This is a genomic window from Neolewinella litorea (assembly GCF_004803465.1).
Classification (GTDB): domain Bacteria; phylum Bacteroidota; class Bacteroidia; order Chitinophagales; family Saprospiraceae; genus Neolewinella; species Neolewinella litorea.
Genome location: NZ_SRSF01000003.1, coordinates 57,774 through 73,292 on the forward strand (window position 1 = coordinate 57,774; position 15,519 = coordinate 73,292).

The following is a 15,519-nucleotide window of genomic DNA, read 5'->3' on the forward strand; positions in this document are numbered from 1 at the left end:
AACATGCAAGCACCCGCAGCAGACATCAGCTACCAAGCCCTGCAGGAATCCGATCAGCCTCGGCTGGAGCAGCTCATGCAGCGTATCTACCCACCGGTCTACGCCCACTTCTGGCCCGACGGCGGCCAGTGGTATCTCAACAGTCAGTACGGATGGGAGAATTTTGCGCGGGAGTTGGCCCAGTTGGAGGCCATTTACCGGTTTGTGCTGAACGACGGCCACGTTGTAGGCATAGTTCGAACGCTGCCGGGCCTCGCCCCGCCCGGCGACAAAGAAATCAGGGCCACCAAGCTGCACCGCTTGTACCTCGACCCTGTGGTGCACGGCTGCGGCATTGGCCAGCAGGTGATCGAGGACGTAAGCAAGGCGAGCCGCGAGCGCGGCGACGAACTGCTTTGGCTCGAAGCTATGGACTCCTCAACCGCCGCCCTCGCTTTCTATGAGCGAGTGGGATTCGAACGCATGGTGCATTTTACCCTCGACATGCCGCGCATGTACCCGGCCCGCCGTGGAATGTGGCGGCTCGGAAAGCGTTGGTAGCCTGGACAAGTGTCACCTCTCTGGCACAGCCGGTACAATAAACAAACCGGAGATAGCGACTATATTATAGGGTGACTCAGGTGACTTATTCAACCTGCACCATCCCATATCCTAATGTCCCTGTGTTCCCGTCGGTCCATGGCCCAGCGGCGAGTACGATATTGTTGAAGCTTCCGTATAACCGGCAACATGCGTTTAATCGTAATAATTTTCGTTTTTCTGTCCCTCCTGTTGGCGAGTCCACATTCCCTTTGCGGACAAACGAGAGCGGGGGAGAAGCCCTACTACCTGGGCCTCAAGCGCGATCTGCTCTACGGTACCGGAGCTGCGGGATCGGTTGTACTCGGAAAGGTTCTGCGCGAACGCACCCCGGACATTGTACTGGCTGACCTGCGCCTAGCCAGCGTCCCTGAATTTGATCAGGTTGCGACGGAGTTCAGTTCTGATACGGCCCGGAAATGGTCGGACCACTCCCTCTATGCCTCCTCCGCGCTTCCGGCCTTGCTTCTGCTTTCCCCGGCCGGTCGTCAGTACGCTGGAACGATCGGGTTACTGTTCGCGGAAACCATGCTGCTGAATCAGGGGCTGACCGACATCATCAAATCATCGGCGAAACGGCCGCGGCCCTACGTATTCGACGAAAACCTCCCGCCGGAAACCGTGATCAAGGGGAACGATCGAGCAGCTTTTCTGTCGGGTCACACCAGCACTTCCGCGGCGGCCGGTTTTTTCTTCGCCAGGGTGTTTGCCGATACTCACCCCGAATCCAAATTACGGCCCTACGCTTGGGTGCTCGGTGCGGGACTGCCGGCCCTCACGGGTTACCTGCGCATACGTGCGGGTCAGCATTATCCGTCCGACGTACTGGCCGGCTATGCGCTTGGCGGACTGATCGGCTACCTGGTGCCAGCCCTTCACCGGCGGCCCACGCGAAAGCGGCGGGTATCCCTGGCCCTGGATGGCGCGGGCGGTCGTCTGGTATATAGATGGTAGTGCACCATCTGGCGGTGACGCCCGTAAGATACGCCCCCCGGGTGCCTGCCCACTTTTCAGGAAAATTTTGGGGTGCCCACCGCCACTCCATCCGGATTCCGGGTTACAACCGTAACAGGGGAGTGACCGCTGTTCTTACCCTGGGACACTTCAGACGGTAGCCCGATTATATATGCTCCCCCAGATCATCACCCGTACGGTATTTCTGCTTGGATTGGTGAGTTTGCTCACTGACGTGGCCAGTGAAATGCTTTATCCGGTTATGCCGCTTTACCTCGAAAGCATCGGCTTCTCGGTCGCGGGTATAGGACTGTTGGAGGGTGCTGCTTCGGCTACGGCGGGACTCAGCAAGGGATATTTCGGACAGTGGTCCGATCGACTCGGGCGGCGGCTGCCGTTCGTGCAAATCGGCTATGGCATCAGTGCGCTGGCCAAGCCGCTGATGGCTGTGTTCACCGCCCCGTGGTGGGTTTTCGTGGCCCGCACCGCCGAGCGGCTGGGCAAAGGCGTGCGCACCGGTGGCCGCGACGCCATGCTGGCAGGTGCGGCCACCGCCGAGACCAAGGCGCGTGTGTTCGGCTTTCACCGGGCCATGGACACCACGGGTGCCGCATTGGGGCCCCTGCTGGCCCTGGCCTTTCTTTGGGCGTACCCGGGGCAGTACCGTTGGTTGTTCATCGCTTCGGCAGTGCCAGGATTACTTGCGGTGGCGGCTACCTTACTGCTCAGTGAACAGCGGGTTGCGCCGCAGGAAGGGGGGCGGCCCGGCATTCTGGAGTTCGCGCGCTACATCCGGGCGGCCGATCCGGCATACCGACGCTTGTTCTGGGGTCTGATCGCGTTTGCCTTGATCAACAGTTCCGACCTCTTCCTACTGCTGATGCTTAAGCAGGCCGGGCTGTCCGACACGGCCCTTATCGGCTGGTACGTATTCTATAATCTGGTGTACGCGGTGCTGGCTTACCCGTTCGGTGGACTGGCCGATCGCTTCGGCCCAAAGCCCGTGTACATCGGTGGGCTACTTGTATTTGCCGGGGTGTACCTGAGCCTGTCGCAGGCCGCGGAGTGGTGGCATTTCGGCGTCTTGTTCGCCGCCTACGGACTATACGCCGCTGCAACGGAAGGGGTGGCCAAGGCCTGGATCAGCAAGCTGGTCCCACAAAGGGATCTGGGTACCGCGATAGGTACCGTAAGTGCGGGCGAAAGTCTGGCTACTCTGGTAGCTAGCACGGCAGCGGGGATCGTCTGGGTTGCGTTTGGGGCCGAGGTGCTCTTGATCGGTACGGCGGTCCTTTCGGTCGGGGTGGCCGCTTACGTGAGCCGGTTGCAAGCTTAAAGACCGCTGAGTGGGACCGTGATGGGGCGACCTTGTGCCATATTGGCAGACGTCGGACGTCTGTCACATTGTCACACGTCCGACGTCTGCCAGTCACTAGTTGATCGGTTGGGCGTTGAAGCCAGCGTCGGCCACCACCGCACTCACCTCTTGGGCCGTAATCTTGTCGTCGGCCTCGACGGTGAGGATACGGTCGTCGCTATCCAAATCTACCTGCCAATGATGGATGTGCGCATTTTCGTTCAGGGAGGGAGTGACGCCGCGGACGCAGCCGCCGCAGTTGATGTTGGTCTTGAATTTCAGGGTCTGCATTTAAGAGTTGTTTTGGATTAGGAATAGATGTCGCGGCGCATCCTTAGCCGATGTCGCGCATCCTCAACCGCAAACTGTTGGTAACTACCGACACTGAGCTCAGGGCCATGGCAGCACCGGCGATCATGGGGTCGAGTAGAAAGCCGTTGATGGGGTAGAGAACCCCTGCGGCGATGGGAATACCGATGAGATTATAGATGAAGGCCCAAAAGAGGTTCTGACGGATGCCCTGCACGGTGAGTTTGGACAGCTCCAGGGCCTTGGGTATAGCCTGCAGGTCGGAAGTGATCAGGGTCATCTTCGCCACGTCCATGGCGATGTCGCTGCCGTGGCCCATGGCAATGCTCACGTCGGCGGTGGCCAGTGCCTGGCTGTCGTTGATCCCGTCGCCTACCATGGCCACTACCTTACCTTGTTGCTGTAATTCCTTCACGAAGTCGGCCTTGTCCGAGGGCATCACCTCGGCCCGGTACTCGGTGAGGCCCACTTCCCGCGCGACGGCCGCGGCGGTCTGGGCATTGTCGCCGGTCAGCATATATACCTCCACCCCTCGCTGTTGCAGCTTGCGTATGGCACTGGCGGACGAATCCTTGACGCGATCGGAGATGGCCAGCAGGCCGCGTACCCCGCTTTCATCAGCGAAGTAGACAACCGTGCGGGCGGCGTCGCGCAGGTGCGAGGCCCGATCCGAAAGCGAGGTCGGCAGGTTCAGCCCGTTTTCCCGCATGAGGTGCTCGTTGCCCACCCGGTAGGTGGTGCCGGCGTGGACTACGGAAATACCGCGGCCGGTCAGGCTCTCGAATTCGGTAACCGGCGCGGCGGGAACCCCCTCGGCCTCCAGCCGGTCGGCGATGGCCCGGGCCAGGGGGTGCTCGGAGCGGGATTCCGCGGCCAGCAAAATGGATTTCAGTTCCTCCACCTTCGCTTCCGGGCTCCAATACTCGTCCGTTACTTCGGGGCGTCCGATGGTGATGGTACCCGTTTTGTCCAGTACGATGGCGTTGACCCGCTTGCCGAGTTCGAGGCTCTCGGCGTCCTTGACGAGGATGTTGTTTTCGGCCCCCTTGCCGATGCCGACCATAATGGCGGTTGGGGTGGCCAGGCCCAGGGCGCAGGGGCAGGCGATGACCAGCACCGCTACCGAGGCCAGCAGGGCGTGGGAAAAGGCCTCCTCGCCCCCCAGCAGCATCCATACGACGAAGGTGATTACGGCAATGACCAGGACGGCAGGCACGAACACCCCCGCGATCCGGTCCACCAGTTGCTGCACCGGGGCCTTGCTGCCCTGGGCCTCCCGGACCAGCCGAATGATCGAGGCCAGTAGGGTAGTGCTGCCCACCTTTTCCGCGATCAGGCGAAAGCTGCCGCGCTGGTTCACGGTGCCGGCGAACACCGCCGCCCCCTCCTTCTTGCGTACCGGCACCGGCTCTCCAGTAATCATACTTTCGTCGACGAAGCTGTCGCCTTCGCTGACCTTACCATCCACCGGGATTTTCTCGCCGGGGCGGACGACGAGCGTCTGTCCGACCGTGACTTCGGAAATGGGAAGCTCTACTTCTTTGCCGCCCACGAGGGCGTGAACGGTATTGGGCTGTAGCCCCATCAGTTTCTTGATGGCGGAGGAGGTATTGGATTTGGCTCGCTCCTCCAGCAGTTTGCCCAGGGAGATGAATACGATGATCACCGTGGCGGTTTCGAAGTACACGTGGGGCTCCAGTCCGCGCGACAGCCAAAAAGCCGGGTAGACGGTATTGAACGCACTGAAGAGGTAGGCGATTCCGGTACTCAGGGCGACCAGGGTATCCATATTGGCTACCCCGTGCCACGCCTGCCGGTAGGCGCCCTCGAAGAAGTGACGTCCGAACCAGAAAAGCACCACAGCGGAAAGCACCAGCGAGATCCAGCGGCCGGCCTCCCATTCCATGTAGAACATACCGATCACCACCACGGGTACGGTGAGCACGGCCGCCCATATGGTTCGCTGCCGGATGGTCTGGTAGGCTTCTTCCCGCAGTTCCTCCTGCGCCGCGTCCGGGTCTTCCACGTCGATGATGAGGTCGTAGCCCACCGCCTGCACGGCGTTTCTCAGCTCGGCGGCCGAGATCCGGGCGGGGTCAAAGTCCACCTGTGCGGTGGTGTTGGCGTAGTTGACACTCACGCTGCGTACGCCGTCCACCTTCGAAAGGATGGTTTCCACGCTGGCCGCACAACTCGCGCAACTCATTCCCGTAACGGGGAAAGCGGTGGGAGAAGCGGTCCGGTCGGTGGTCAGCGGTTCGGTGTGTGCACTCATCGGTTGGTATTTACCCGGTCATCAAGATTGTGGTGCACACCCTGGTTCCCGTCGCCACCGGGCCTGCCCGGCAGCCGGGGAATCTTGGCGGTGTGTCCACATACCAAACAGTTGGCCTTCCGCCAAGTTGGGGCGGCGCTGGTTGCGGCAGTCGTGGCCGGTTATGATCATGGCCAGCGGTTTTTATTCAGTGGCAGAAACGGGTAGGGCCACCTTCAGGGAGTCCCAGGCGACAGTGATGGCCCCGCCGGCCCCGTCGGCCGAAGGCTCTACGGCGTAAGTGAGGGATTCTACCGGCTCCGGCAGTTTTTCCGGTTGTACGGTTACCCGGATCAGGTCCAGGCTCTGATCGTAGTCGTCGGCCAGGTGCTGGTCGTAGTTCTCATTCAGGATGATGATCCACTCTTCCCGCCCGGGAATGGTGAAGAAGCCGTAGGTACCGGCGGCGATATCGGTGTCCCCGACGCGTACCGGTTCGCTGAAAGTGACGGCCGTAGCATTGTGGGCGCCCGTCGACCAGACCTGATCGTAGGCCACCAATCCGCCCCAGATGGTGCGGCCCCTTACGCTTGGTGAGGAGTATTCAATGTGGACGTGGGCGTTTCCGATGTTGCCCATGGCCGTGGTGTGGGGGCTTTTGGATTTCCCGGCGGTGGCATTGGCCGCGGGGGCAGCTTCATGGTGGTGGCTCCCGTCTTCGGAGGCCTCGTTTCCAGCGCATGTGCCCAGAAACAGCAGTAACACCAGGAAAGTCAGGGAGCGAAGTGTAATCAGCATAGTAAAGGAGTAGGAGAGTGAGTGATTGAGATTATTCAGGTGAATTATCCGGCCAGGGCTTTCAGCAGCGCGAGCACTGCGCCACCAGCCAGGACGAGCACGACGACGATGGCCGTCAGTTTATTCAGCAGCCGTTTTACGGGGCCGGCGGAAGTGTTCTTGGGGTTGCAGCAGTCTTTCATAGGATTATCAATGCCCGGTCGATATTGCCGGTATCGTATTTGCCCGGTCGTTTACCCCGCATAGCTGCACATAACGGAGGGGGAATTAGGAAAAAAAGGCGCTGCACCATCCGGTACAGCGCCTCCGGCCTTAGGCGGCCATCTTGCGGCACTCCTCGGCGCACTTGCGGCAGCTCTCGGCGCAGCGCTGGCAGTGCTCGTGGTCGTGGGCCTCGCAGTGCTCGGCGCAGTATTCACATACCTTGGCGCAGAGCGCGCACATCTCCTTGCTGAATTTGCTGTCGGCGGCCATCAGACCGATGTTGGCCTCCAGCACCTCGATGCACTGGATACAGCAGTAGGGACAGTCGTTGTCGGACTCCATGCCGGCCATTTTGGTCAGACAGACCTTGCAGTCGATCAGACAGGCCTGGCAGGCTTCGAGGCAGTCCAGATACTTTACATTTAGGTTGGCACTCATAGGTAAAACGGGTTTGGTTATTCTTGCTGTTCGAGCCGGTAGATCATCCGTTTCATCTCGGCGATCTCCCGCTCCTGGGCTTCGATTATCTCTTCGGCCAGCTTGATGGCCTGCGGGTCGGTCAGGTGCGCTTTTTCGCTCACCATGATGGCGGAGGAGTGATGGGGTATCATGGCCTTCATCCACTGCACGTCACTCACGTACGACTGCTGCCGTAATCCGGCGTAACACAGGATGAAGGTGACCACCGCAACTCCCAAAATGAGGTAGTTGACCAACTTGTTCTTATACATCCCCCACATGAAGCCCATCATGATCACCACCATCGGCGCGATCATGAGGAAAGTCATGTACGTGCGAGTAGGACTGAGGTACACATGGTCGAACACGTCGACGTTCAGGAACATGATCGCGTACATCACCACGAAGGAACTGGCCATCATCAGACCAAACTTTACGTAGGGGTTCATGAAAATCAGTTTTCCGGCCAGGGTTGCGGCGGAGCGCCGGTGCCAGGCCAAGTAAAAGGAAAGCGGCGTGCTGGGGATCCGGCAGGCTACATTTCTATGGTTTCCGTCACCTTACCGCAGGTGAGCATTTTCTCACCGTAGTAGGGATTACGTACCTGATCCACCTCCGAGTACCAGTCGGCACCCGCGCCGTCGAAGGCCATGGGGCAATGCATCCGGTAGATGGTTCCGGCCGAGAGTTGCTGCTCCAGCAGTTCGCCAAGTTCGGCGGTCAGGGCACTGAAGTGCTCCCGCTGCACGTCCAGGTCACCGGCGTCTGCGATTTGCTGGGCGTGGTTCTTGAGTTCCGCCCGGTCGGTGGGGAAGGATTCCGCCATGTTGCCGGCGGCTGCAGCGGCTGCTGCCTGGTCGGAATCGACGAGGGCACTGCGCAAGTGGAGATAGTTCTGGAAGACCTTGTCGACCATGGGGTCGCTGAACTCAGCGTCGGCCCGGGCCACTTCGTCGTGATCAGATTCCGTTTCGGCCGGGGCGTCCATGCCTACCTCGGTGGCGTTTTCGGTGCTGGAGCCGTCCTGACAGGCCGTGAAACCGGCGAGGAGGAAAAAGAACAGTATGGATAGGTTGAGAATACGCATAGAATAAAATTTGCTTTATGAAAACACCCTTTATAGGTTCGGTGCTTTCTCATTGTTTGCGAATGCTTACTGAAATTTGCGGTCAGAGCTCGTCGAGCGGTCGGGGCTGGTACACGCCCCGCTCCCGGAACTCCCGGGGGCAGAGTCCGGTGGCTTCCTTGAATGCCGTGGTAAATCGACCACCCGTTCCATAGTGCAGCCGGTACGCGATGAGGGCGATCTGTTCGTCGGTGGTCACCAGCAGTTGCCGCGCCCGCTCCATGCGCTGCACCCGGTAGTAGTCGGCAATTGTGCGCCCCTCCTCCCGCCGGAAGACGCGGCTCAGGTGGGGGTAGCTCTGCCCGATGTCCTTGGTGATCAGGTCGGAAAGCGGCACCGTGGAGTCCGCCAGGTCATCGTACACGTAGGCGATGATGATGCCCTTGATCCGGCTCACCACGCCCCCGGCGTCGCGGCGCAGGCTGAAGCCGAGCCCCGACAGCTGACGCGACAGAGGTTCCAGGGAGGGGCCCGGTTCCGGGGGGACGGCGGTGAGCCGCCCCAGTTCCAGGGATTCAATACGCCAACCTAGGTTGGTGACTACCTGGCGGACGGCCATTTTGCAACGGTCGCACACCATGTTTTCTATGTAGACGGTATGAGGTTTACACATGAGAGTTGAAGGTATTAGGGGGTAAGGGTATCGACGGTCGAGCCACACGTGAGCATGGCCTCACCGAAGTAGGGGTTGCGAATAGATAGGTCGGCACTCAGCCAGTTGGCCCCGGCATTATCGAAGGCCATGGGGCAATGTTGGACGTACAGGGTATCGTCGGCGGCGCCGAAGGCCGTCAGGGTGTTGATCAGGGCTTGCGACAGGAAACCGAACTGGGCCCGCTGTTCCTCCATTTCCCCGGCACCCGCGAGCGCGCCCAGATGGGAAGATAGGGCGTTAAACTGCTCCATCCAGTACTGGTGGGGCTGGTCTTCCAGGAGGGTCATATCCACCTGCGCCAGCGCGTTGCGCAGGGGTAGGAGCAGCTCCTCATCGGCGGGTTGGGAAGCCACCATGCGGTCTTTCAGGGGGAGGTAGGCGTCGACCACTGCGGCCAGCTGCTCCTGGAAGGCAGCCGGTGTCTCTTCACTGAAGTCGGGCAGGGTCATAGCGGTTACGCCCCCGGCTTCGCGGCCGCGGATGACTACGTCGCGGTTCATCATGCTGGACTGGTTGTTGAGCTGGGCGGCGGCGTCGATCTGGAATACGCCGTTGGTGACCACGCGTTCGCCCGGCTCGAGGCCCGACAGTACCCGGTACCCACCCGCGGAGGCCGTGCCGAGCTCGACTTCCCGGAACTGGTAGGTGGGCACCGCGGCATCGGGCACTTCCACGTAGACTACCGAGCGGTTGCCGGTCCAGAGTACGGCGGTACGCGGCACGTAAAGCTCAGTGGTGCCTTGGGCAGCGGTGGCCGGGGAGCCAGTTTCAATCGTACCCGTGATGAACATCTCGGGCTTCAGCCGGCCGCGACGGTTGTTCACTTCCGCGCGGATGCTCGCGGTGCGGGTGGCGGGATTGATGAGGGGGTCGATGAAGGTCACCCGGGCGGTGAACTCCTCCCCGGGCAGGGAAGCCACGGTGAAGGTGACCCGATCGCCCACGTCCACGGCCGACAGGTCCCGCTCGTAGGCATCGAACAGGGCCCAGAGCTGGCTGAGGTTGGTAAGGGTGTAGAGGGCCTGTCCGGCGCTCACGTAATCGCCGACCCGGGCGCGGACTTCCAGTACGGTGCCGCTCCGTTCAGCGAATACCGGAAAATCGGTGATGACCTCACCCGACTGTTCTATTTCGGCGATCTGTTCGTCGGTGATCTTGAGGTTGCGCAGCTTGTTGCGGGCGGCCACCAGCAGCTCGGGGGAAAGCTCTTGCAGGCGACGGGCCTCCAGCAGTTCCTGCTGGGCCACCACCAGTTCCGGGGAATAGATGGTCGCGATGCGTTGTCCGGCCGTGACCTGTTCGCCCGGATAAGTAATGCGCAGCCGCTCCAGCCGGCCGGGGTAGTTGATGGCCTGCACCTGGGTCGATTGCTCGTCCAGCGCCAGCCGGCCGGTGAGGCGGCGGGTGTCGGGGCCGGGGGCATCGGCACCTTCCGCACGGCCGCCCACGGTGGTGGTACGTACCCGGGCCAGGGCCACGGCGGCCTCCGTCATGGTCAGCACCGTGGGGTCGGACCCCACGCCGGTTTCCAGCGGGATGAGATCCATGCCGCAGATTGGGCAATCGCCCGGCTCATCGCGCTGAATCTGGGGGTGCATGGAGCAGGTCCAGGTGGTACCCGCCAGGGAGTGATCGTGTGAACTTTCGCCGACGGTCGCCTCGGAGCCGCTTGCACGACCGCCGAAGAGCACGTATCCGCCGAACAGACCGATCAGGAGCGCCAGCAGGATGAAGAGGAGGACTTGAATTTTCATATCGCTTAAGATTTAGCGCCGGGGCAGGTAGCGGTCGACGGTGGCGGCCTGGATGAGAAGGGTGCGTTGGGCCTCGATGGCTTCGAGGCGGTACTCGATGAGCTGGTCCTGCACCTCCAGCAATTCATCGAAGGGTCGCTGGGAGTTGGCGTACTCGCTGCGTGCGATCTGCAGGATGGCCCCAAGGGTAGCGATCTGGTCGGCCAGAAAGTCCAGGCGCGCCGTAGCATCCAGCCGGGCGATTTCGGCGCGTTCCAGGGCCGCGGTCAATTGCCGGGTCACGGCCTCCCGGCGGGAGGCGATAGACTGCAGGCGAAACTGTTCTTCGTCGCGCTTAGCCCGGTACTTTCCGCCGCTGAGGGGGACGCTGACCATCACGCGGGGCATGATCGCGTCGCGTCCATTGCCGTTGGGCCGCATGTCCATACGCTTGCCCACGGCCACGTAATCCATCCCGATGCTGAAGTCGGGGCGGGCCTCCAGATCGTTCAGTTCGATGGCCCGGCGGGAGATTTCTTCCTGCAGTCGGAAAATCCGCAGGAGCGGATGCCCTTCCAGCTCCGCCGCGGCCGGCAGGGGCCGGACCAGGGGCGGATCGACGGGGTAGGGTTCGCGGGGCAATTCCCGGTTCACGAGTTCCTCGATCATCGTCCAGGCCAGGGCCTGTTCGGCCCGCAGTTCCTGGATGCGGCGCTCGGCCGCAGTGAGCTGCAGTTCGGCGCGGTAGACGTCTACCGAACTGCCCCTTGAGGATTCCACCCGACTCAGGGCCAGTCGCCGCAGGCTGCCGTAAAGCTGCAGGGTAGTGTCGAGCACCTCGATCTTGGCTTCGGCGGCCAGCACCTCGAAGTAGTTTGTCTCTAACTGGTAGAGCAGGTCGAGTTGTACGGCCGCTGCTTCTTCCAGTACGGGTTGTGCCTGGGCGTCGGCCAGGGCTGACATGGCGGCCAGGGTGCCGGGCCACGGCAACATCTGGGTGACGCCGAACCGTGCCTCCTGGGGCCCGAGGCGGGTCTCTACGGGCATGACGGACACCATGGTGCCGATTTCCAGATCGGGCAGCTGGGACATCTGGCGACCGACGGAAAGGTTCGCCCGGTACTCGTAGGCCAGCGACTGCAGTTCCGGGTTGTTCTCCCGCAGCAGTTGCCGCAGGCTATCCAGCGGCTGGGCGGCCACCGTACCGTTTAGGGCGAACAGCAGCAGGGGCAAGAGCCGTAAAAACATCTTCCTGAGATGTTGGGTTGGATTCATTTTCATTGCTGTGCTCTTTTTAGCCGCCGTTTGATTTTCCATTCCGCCCGTATTGACCACAGTACCGGCACGGTAAACATGGTCACCACCTGCAGCAGCATGCCGCCGAAACTGGGGATAGCCATCGGTACCATAATATCGGCCCCGCGCCCGGTAGCGGTGAGTACCGGGAGTAGGGCCAGGATCGTAGTGGCCGTGGTCATCATAGCAGGACGTACCCGGCGCAGCCCGCCCTCCACGACGGCGTCGCGGGCCTCCTGCACCGTGGCGGGTTCGTTGCGTTCGAAGCTGTCGCGCAGGAATGTGGCCACCAGCACCCCGTCGTCGGTAGCAATGCCGAACAGGGCCAGAAAGCCCACCCACACCGCCACGCTCAGGTTGATGGTCCGCATCTGGAAGAAGTCGCGCAGGTTGGTGCCGAAGAAATCGAAATTCATAAAGTCGGGATCCGCATAGCCGGCCAGCATCAGAAAGCCGCCGCTGAAGGCAACGAATACCCCGCTGAAGACCATCAGTGCCACGGTGATCGACCGGAACTGGAAGTATAGGATCAGGAAGATCAGTCCCAGGGCGACGGGCAGCACGATCTTCAAGCGCGCGTCGGCGCGCACCTGCTGCTCATAGTTGCCGGCAAAGCGGTAACTGATGCCGGCCGGTACGGCCAGTTCATCCCGGGCGGTGAGGCCGGTGAGGTAGGCCTGGGCGCTCTCCACGATTTCGACTTCCGAGTAGCCGTCTTCCTTGTCAAAGAGTACGTAGCCTACCAGGAAGCCGTCTTCGCTCTTGATCATCTGCGGCCCTTGCTCATACTTCACGTCGATGAGGTCGCCCAGCGGAATTTGCTGGCCGCCACCCACGGGTACCAGGATGCGACGGATCGACTGCGGGTCGTCACGCAATTCCCGCGGATAGCGCAGCCTGACCGCGTAGCGTTCCCGCCCCTCCACCGTGGTGGTCAGGGGCATGCCGCCCACCGTGGCCATGATCTGCGCCTGAACATCGGTAACGGAAAGCCCGTAACGGGCAATAGCGTCACGGTTCACGTCCAGCAGCAGGTAGGGCTTGCCCACGATGCGGTCGGCGAACACGGCGGCGTCCTTCACGCCCTCCACGTTTTTCAGCTCGCGTTCCAGTTCCAGGCCGAACTGTTCGATGGTTTCCAGGTCGTTACCGCGCACCTTGATGCCCATGGGGGCCCGCATGCCGGTCTGCAGCATGACGAGGCGGGTCTCGATGGGTTGGAGTTTGGGGGCCGAGGTGACGCCGGGCAGGTTTACCACGCTCACGATCTCGTCCCAGATGTCGTCCGGACTCCGGATGTGGTCGCGCCACTGCCGGAAATACTGCCCGTTGGGGTCGGGCAGGAGTTCTTCAACCGAGGGGACCGCGTTGCCATCCAGGGGCGTGCCCGCCCGGGTAATGAAGTTGCCCTCGTCGTCGACGGCGAACCGCAGGCGATGACCGTTCTCGTCGGTGGCGTATTCACTTTTGTACTGGATCAGGTTTTCGTACATCGACAGCGGGGCCGGATCAAGGGCGCTGTTCACGCGTCCGGCCTTTCCAACGATGATGTCCACTTCCGGAATGGTGGTGACGGCCATGTCCAGGGTGCGCAGGTTGTTCAGGTTCTCTGCTACGCCGGCATGGGGCATGGCGGTGGGCATGAGCAAGAAGGCACCTTCACCGAGCGACGGCATGAATTCCTGGCCGATACCGCGGTAGACGCCGATTCCCGCGATTACAAGCAGCCCCACTAACAGCAGGAACAGGTACTTCACCCGCAGGAGAAAGCGAAGAATGGAACCGTAGTAGTAAATGATCAGCCAGAAAAAACCCAGCAGCGACCCCGCCACCACCACCACGAAGATGAAGTTGTAGGCCTGCGAAGCCTGGACGCCTAGCGGCAGCCAGTAGCCCGCCAGCAGCCAGGCGAGGGTGAGGGCGATCAGGACGTTCACTAAGGTGGGGAGCCACTGCAGGCTGCGGTTGCGGAAGTCTCCGGCACCCGCGCTCGCCGCCCCCTGCGTATCCGACGTGCCGAGGGCAACAGTCACGATCCCGAGCAATCCGGCAAGAATGGCGATGGCACCCAGCCACCAACTGACGTACACCCAGGCGGCGATACCGGCCACGATCAGAATGGCATTGCTGATGATCTTGCGGCGCCTACCGTGGCGGTCCAGCCCGAAGAGGGAGTCGGCCAGGGCCGGGATGAAGGCGATGGCCACGATGATGGCCGCCACCAGCGCGAAGGTTTTGGTGAAGGCCAGGGGGCGGAACAACTTGCCCTCGGCGGCCTCCATCGTGAAGACGGGCAGGAAGCTGATGATGGTAGTCGCTACCGCCGTGATGACTGCCGAGGCTACCTCCACCGTAGCTTCGTATATGCTTTCCCGGCGGCTCTCGCCCGGTGGGGCGTTGTTGAGGCGGTACACCATGCTTTCCGTCAGTACGATGCCCATATCGGTCATGGTGCCGATGGCGATGGCGATGCCGGAAAGAGCCACTATGTTGGCGTCGACGCCGAAGTACCGCATGGCGATGAAGCACATCAACACGGCCACCGGCAGCGTACCGGCAACCAGAAGGCTCGACTTCAGGTTGAACAGCAACAGAATGACCACGATAGCGGTGATTAGGATCTCCAGGCTAAGGGCCTCCTCCAGCGTCCCGATCGTTTCGTAGATCAGGTTGCTGCGGTCGTAAAAGGGAACAATGGTCACCTTGCTCACCGTACCATCCTCCAGTACCCGCTGAGGCAGGCCCGGGGCCAGCTCGGCCATTTTTTCCTTTACGTTATTGATGACCTCCAGCGGGTTGGCACCGTAACGGGCCACCACGACCCCACCGACGGCCTCGGCGCCGGATTTGTCCAGCAGGCCCCGCCGCTCCTCCGGGCCTACGTTGATGCGCGCCACGTCACCCAGGCGGATCGGTACGTTGTTAACTTCCGCGACCATGCTGGCTTCCAGGTCCTCGAGATTTTCCAGGTACCCGAGTCCGCGCACGAAGTATTCGGCCAGGTTGATCTCCAGGGTGGCCGCGCCGATGTCCTGGTTGCTGCCCCGCACGGCGTCCATCACCTGGTTGAGGGTGATGCCGTAGACGCGCATCTTTTCCGGGTCTACGTCTACCTGGTATTCCTTCACGTGGCCGCCGATACTGGCCACTTCACTGACGCCGCCGGCCGCGCTTAGGCCGTAGCGTACGTAGAAATCCTGCACGGACCGCAGTTCGTCCAGGTCCCAGCCACCCACGGGTTCGCCGTCGGGGGTGCGGCCTTCGAGGGTGTACCAGTAGACCTGGCCCAGGGCCGTTGCATCGGGCCCGAGGGCGGGCACGGCGTTTTCCGGCAGCAGGTTCGGGGGCAGGCTGTTGAGCTTCTCCAGGATGCGGCTGCGCGTCCAGTAAAATTCCAGGTCCTCCTCAAAAATCAGGTAGATGCTCGAAAAGCCGAACATGGAGGTCGACCGCACGCTCTTGACGCCCGGTATTCCGAGCAGGGTAGTGGTGAGGGGGTAGGTGACCTGGTTCTCGACGTCCTGTGGTGATTGGCCTGGCCAGTCGGTAAATACGATCTGCTGGTTCTCCCCGATATCGGGGATGGCATCCACGGCCACGGGGTCGCGCGGCAGGCCGGCGAGCTCGAAATTGAAGGGCGCCGTGGCCAGTCCCCAGCCGATCAGGATGAGTAACAATAGCCAGACGACCAGCTTGTTTTCCAGGAAGAAACGAATAATGGCAGCTAACATATATTTGCCTTTTCACAACGAGAGAAGCCCTCTACGCGGGCGGTAGAAGGCAATCGGGGGAAAG

The 15,519-nt window shown here is 61.6% G+C and carries 14 protein-coding genes; 3 read left to right on the forward strand and 11 right to left on the reverse strand.

Annotated elements, in window-relative coordinates:
- The first annotated feature begins 3 nt into the window (after positions 1 to 3).
- The 3 genes from E4021_RS08575 (at position 4) to E4021_RS08585 (ending at position 2,869) form a co-directional block, all read left to right on the forward strand.
- Positions 4 to 540, forward strand: a complete 537-nt coding sequence (locus E4021_RS08575) for a GNAT family N-acetyltransferase (RefSeq protein WP_168797532.1) — start codon at positions 4 to 6, stop codon at positions 538 to 540.
- Positions 541 to 729: 189 nt separating this feature from the next.
- Positions 730 to 1,533: a phosphatase PAP2 family protein gene (locus tag E4021_RS08580; protein WP_136458390.1), complete on the forward strand. Its 804-nt coding sequence runs from the start codon at positions 730 to 732 to the stop codon at positions 1,531 to 1,533.
- Between the two features lie 172 nt (positions 1,534 to 1,705).
- Positions 1,706 to 2,869: an MFS transporter gene (locus E4021_RS08585; RefSeq protein WP_136458392.1), complete on the forward strand. Its 1,164-nt coding sequence runs from the start codon at positions 1,706 to 1,708 to the stop codon at positions 2,867 to 2,869.
- A gap of 96 nt (positions 2,870 to 2,965) precedes the next feature.
- Here the strand turns inward: E4021_RS08585 and E4021_RS08590 are convergent, their stop codons facing one another.
- From E4021_RS08590 to E4021_RS08635, 11 genes are all read right to left on the reverse strand, one after another.
- On the reverse strand, positions 2,966 to 3,181 hold the full coding sequence (locus E4021_RS08590) for a heavy-metal-associated domain-containing protein (protein WP_136458394.1): 216 nt from the start codon (positions 3,179 to 3,181) through the stop codon (positions 2,966 to 2,968).
- A gap of 43 nt (positions 3,182 to 3,224) precedes the next feature.
- The gene (locus E4021_RS08595; RefSeq protein WP_136458396.1) at positions 3,225 to 5,474 is read right to left on the reverse strand and encodes a heavy metal translocating P-type ATPase; all 2,250 of its coding nucleotides are present in this window, start codon (positions 5,472 to 5,474) and stop codon (positions 3,225 to 3,227) included.
- A 183-nt stretch (positions 5,475 to 5,657) separates the two neighbouring features.
- Positions 5,658 to 6,251, reverse strand: coding sequence for a DUF2911 domain-containing protein (locus tag E4021_RS08600; protein WP_136458398.1), 594 nt, complete (start codon positions 6,249 to 6,251; stop codon positions 5,658 to 5,660).
- Positions 6,252 to 6,295: 44 nt separating this feature from the next.
- Positions 6,296 to 6,433: a hypothetical protein gene (locus E4021_RS18060; RefSeq protein ID WP_168797533.1), complete on the reverse strand. Its 138-nt coding sequence runs from the start codon at positions 6,431 to 6,433 to the stop codon at positions 6,296 to 6,298.
- 130 nt (positions 6,434 to 6,563) lie between these two features.
- Complete coding sequence (locus tag E4021_RS08605) at positions 6,564 to 6,893, reverse strand: four-helix bundle copper-binding protein (RefSeq protein ID WP_136458400.1); 330 nt, start codon at positions 6,891 to 6,893, stop codon at positions 6,564 to 6,566.
- A gap of 17 nt (positions 6,894 to 6,910) precedes the next feature.
- Positions 6,911 to 7,363, reverse strand: coding sequence for a DUF305 domain-containing protein (locus tag E4021_RS08610; protein WP_136458402.1), 453 nt, complete (start codon positions 7,361 to 7,363; stop codon positions 6,911 to 6,913).
- An 86-nt stretch (positions 7,364 to 7,449) separates the two neighbouring features.
- Positions 7,450 to 8,001, reverse strand: a complete 552-nt coding sequence (locus E4021_RS08615) for a DUF3347 domain-containing protein (protein ID WP_136458404.1) — start codon at positions 7,999 to 8,001, stop codon at positions 7,450 to 7,452.
- Between the two features lie 82 nt (positions 8,002 to 8,083).
- Entirely contained in the window at positions 8,084 to 8,653 is a 570-nt protein-coding gene (locus E4021_RS08620) for a helix-turn-helix transcriptional regulator (protein WP_136458406.1), read from the reverse strand.
- 14 nt (positions 8,654 to 8,667) lie between these two features.
- Positions 8,668 to 10,449, reverse strand: coding sequence for an efflux RND transporter periplasmic adaptor subunit (locus tag E4021_RS08625; protein ID WP_136458408.1), 1,782 nt, complete (start codon positions 10,447 to 10,449; stop codon positions 8,668 to 8,670).
- A 12-nt stretch (positions 10,450 to 10,461) separates the two neighbouring features.
- On the reverse strand, positions 10,462 to 11,676 hold the full coding sequence (locus E4021_RS08630; protein WP_168797534.1) for a TolC family protein: 1,215 nt from the start codon (positions 11,674 to 11,676) through the stop codon (positions 10,462 to 10,464).
- A gap of 29 nt (positions 11,677 to 11,705) precedes the next feature.
- On the reverse strand, positions 11,706 to 15,455 hold the full coding sequence (locus tag E4021_RS08635; RefSeq protein ID WP_136458412.1) for an efflux RND transporter permease subunit: 3,750 nt from the start codon (positions 15,453 to 15,455) through the stop codon (positions 11,706 to 11,708).
- Positions 15,456 to 15,519 lie beyond the last annotated feature (64 nt).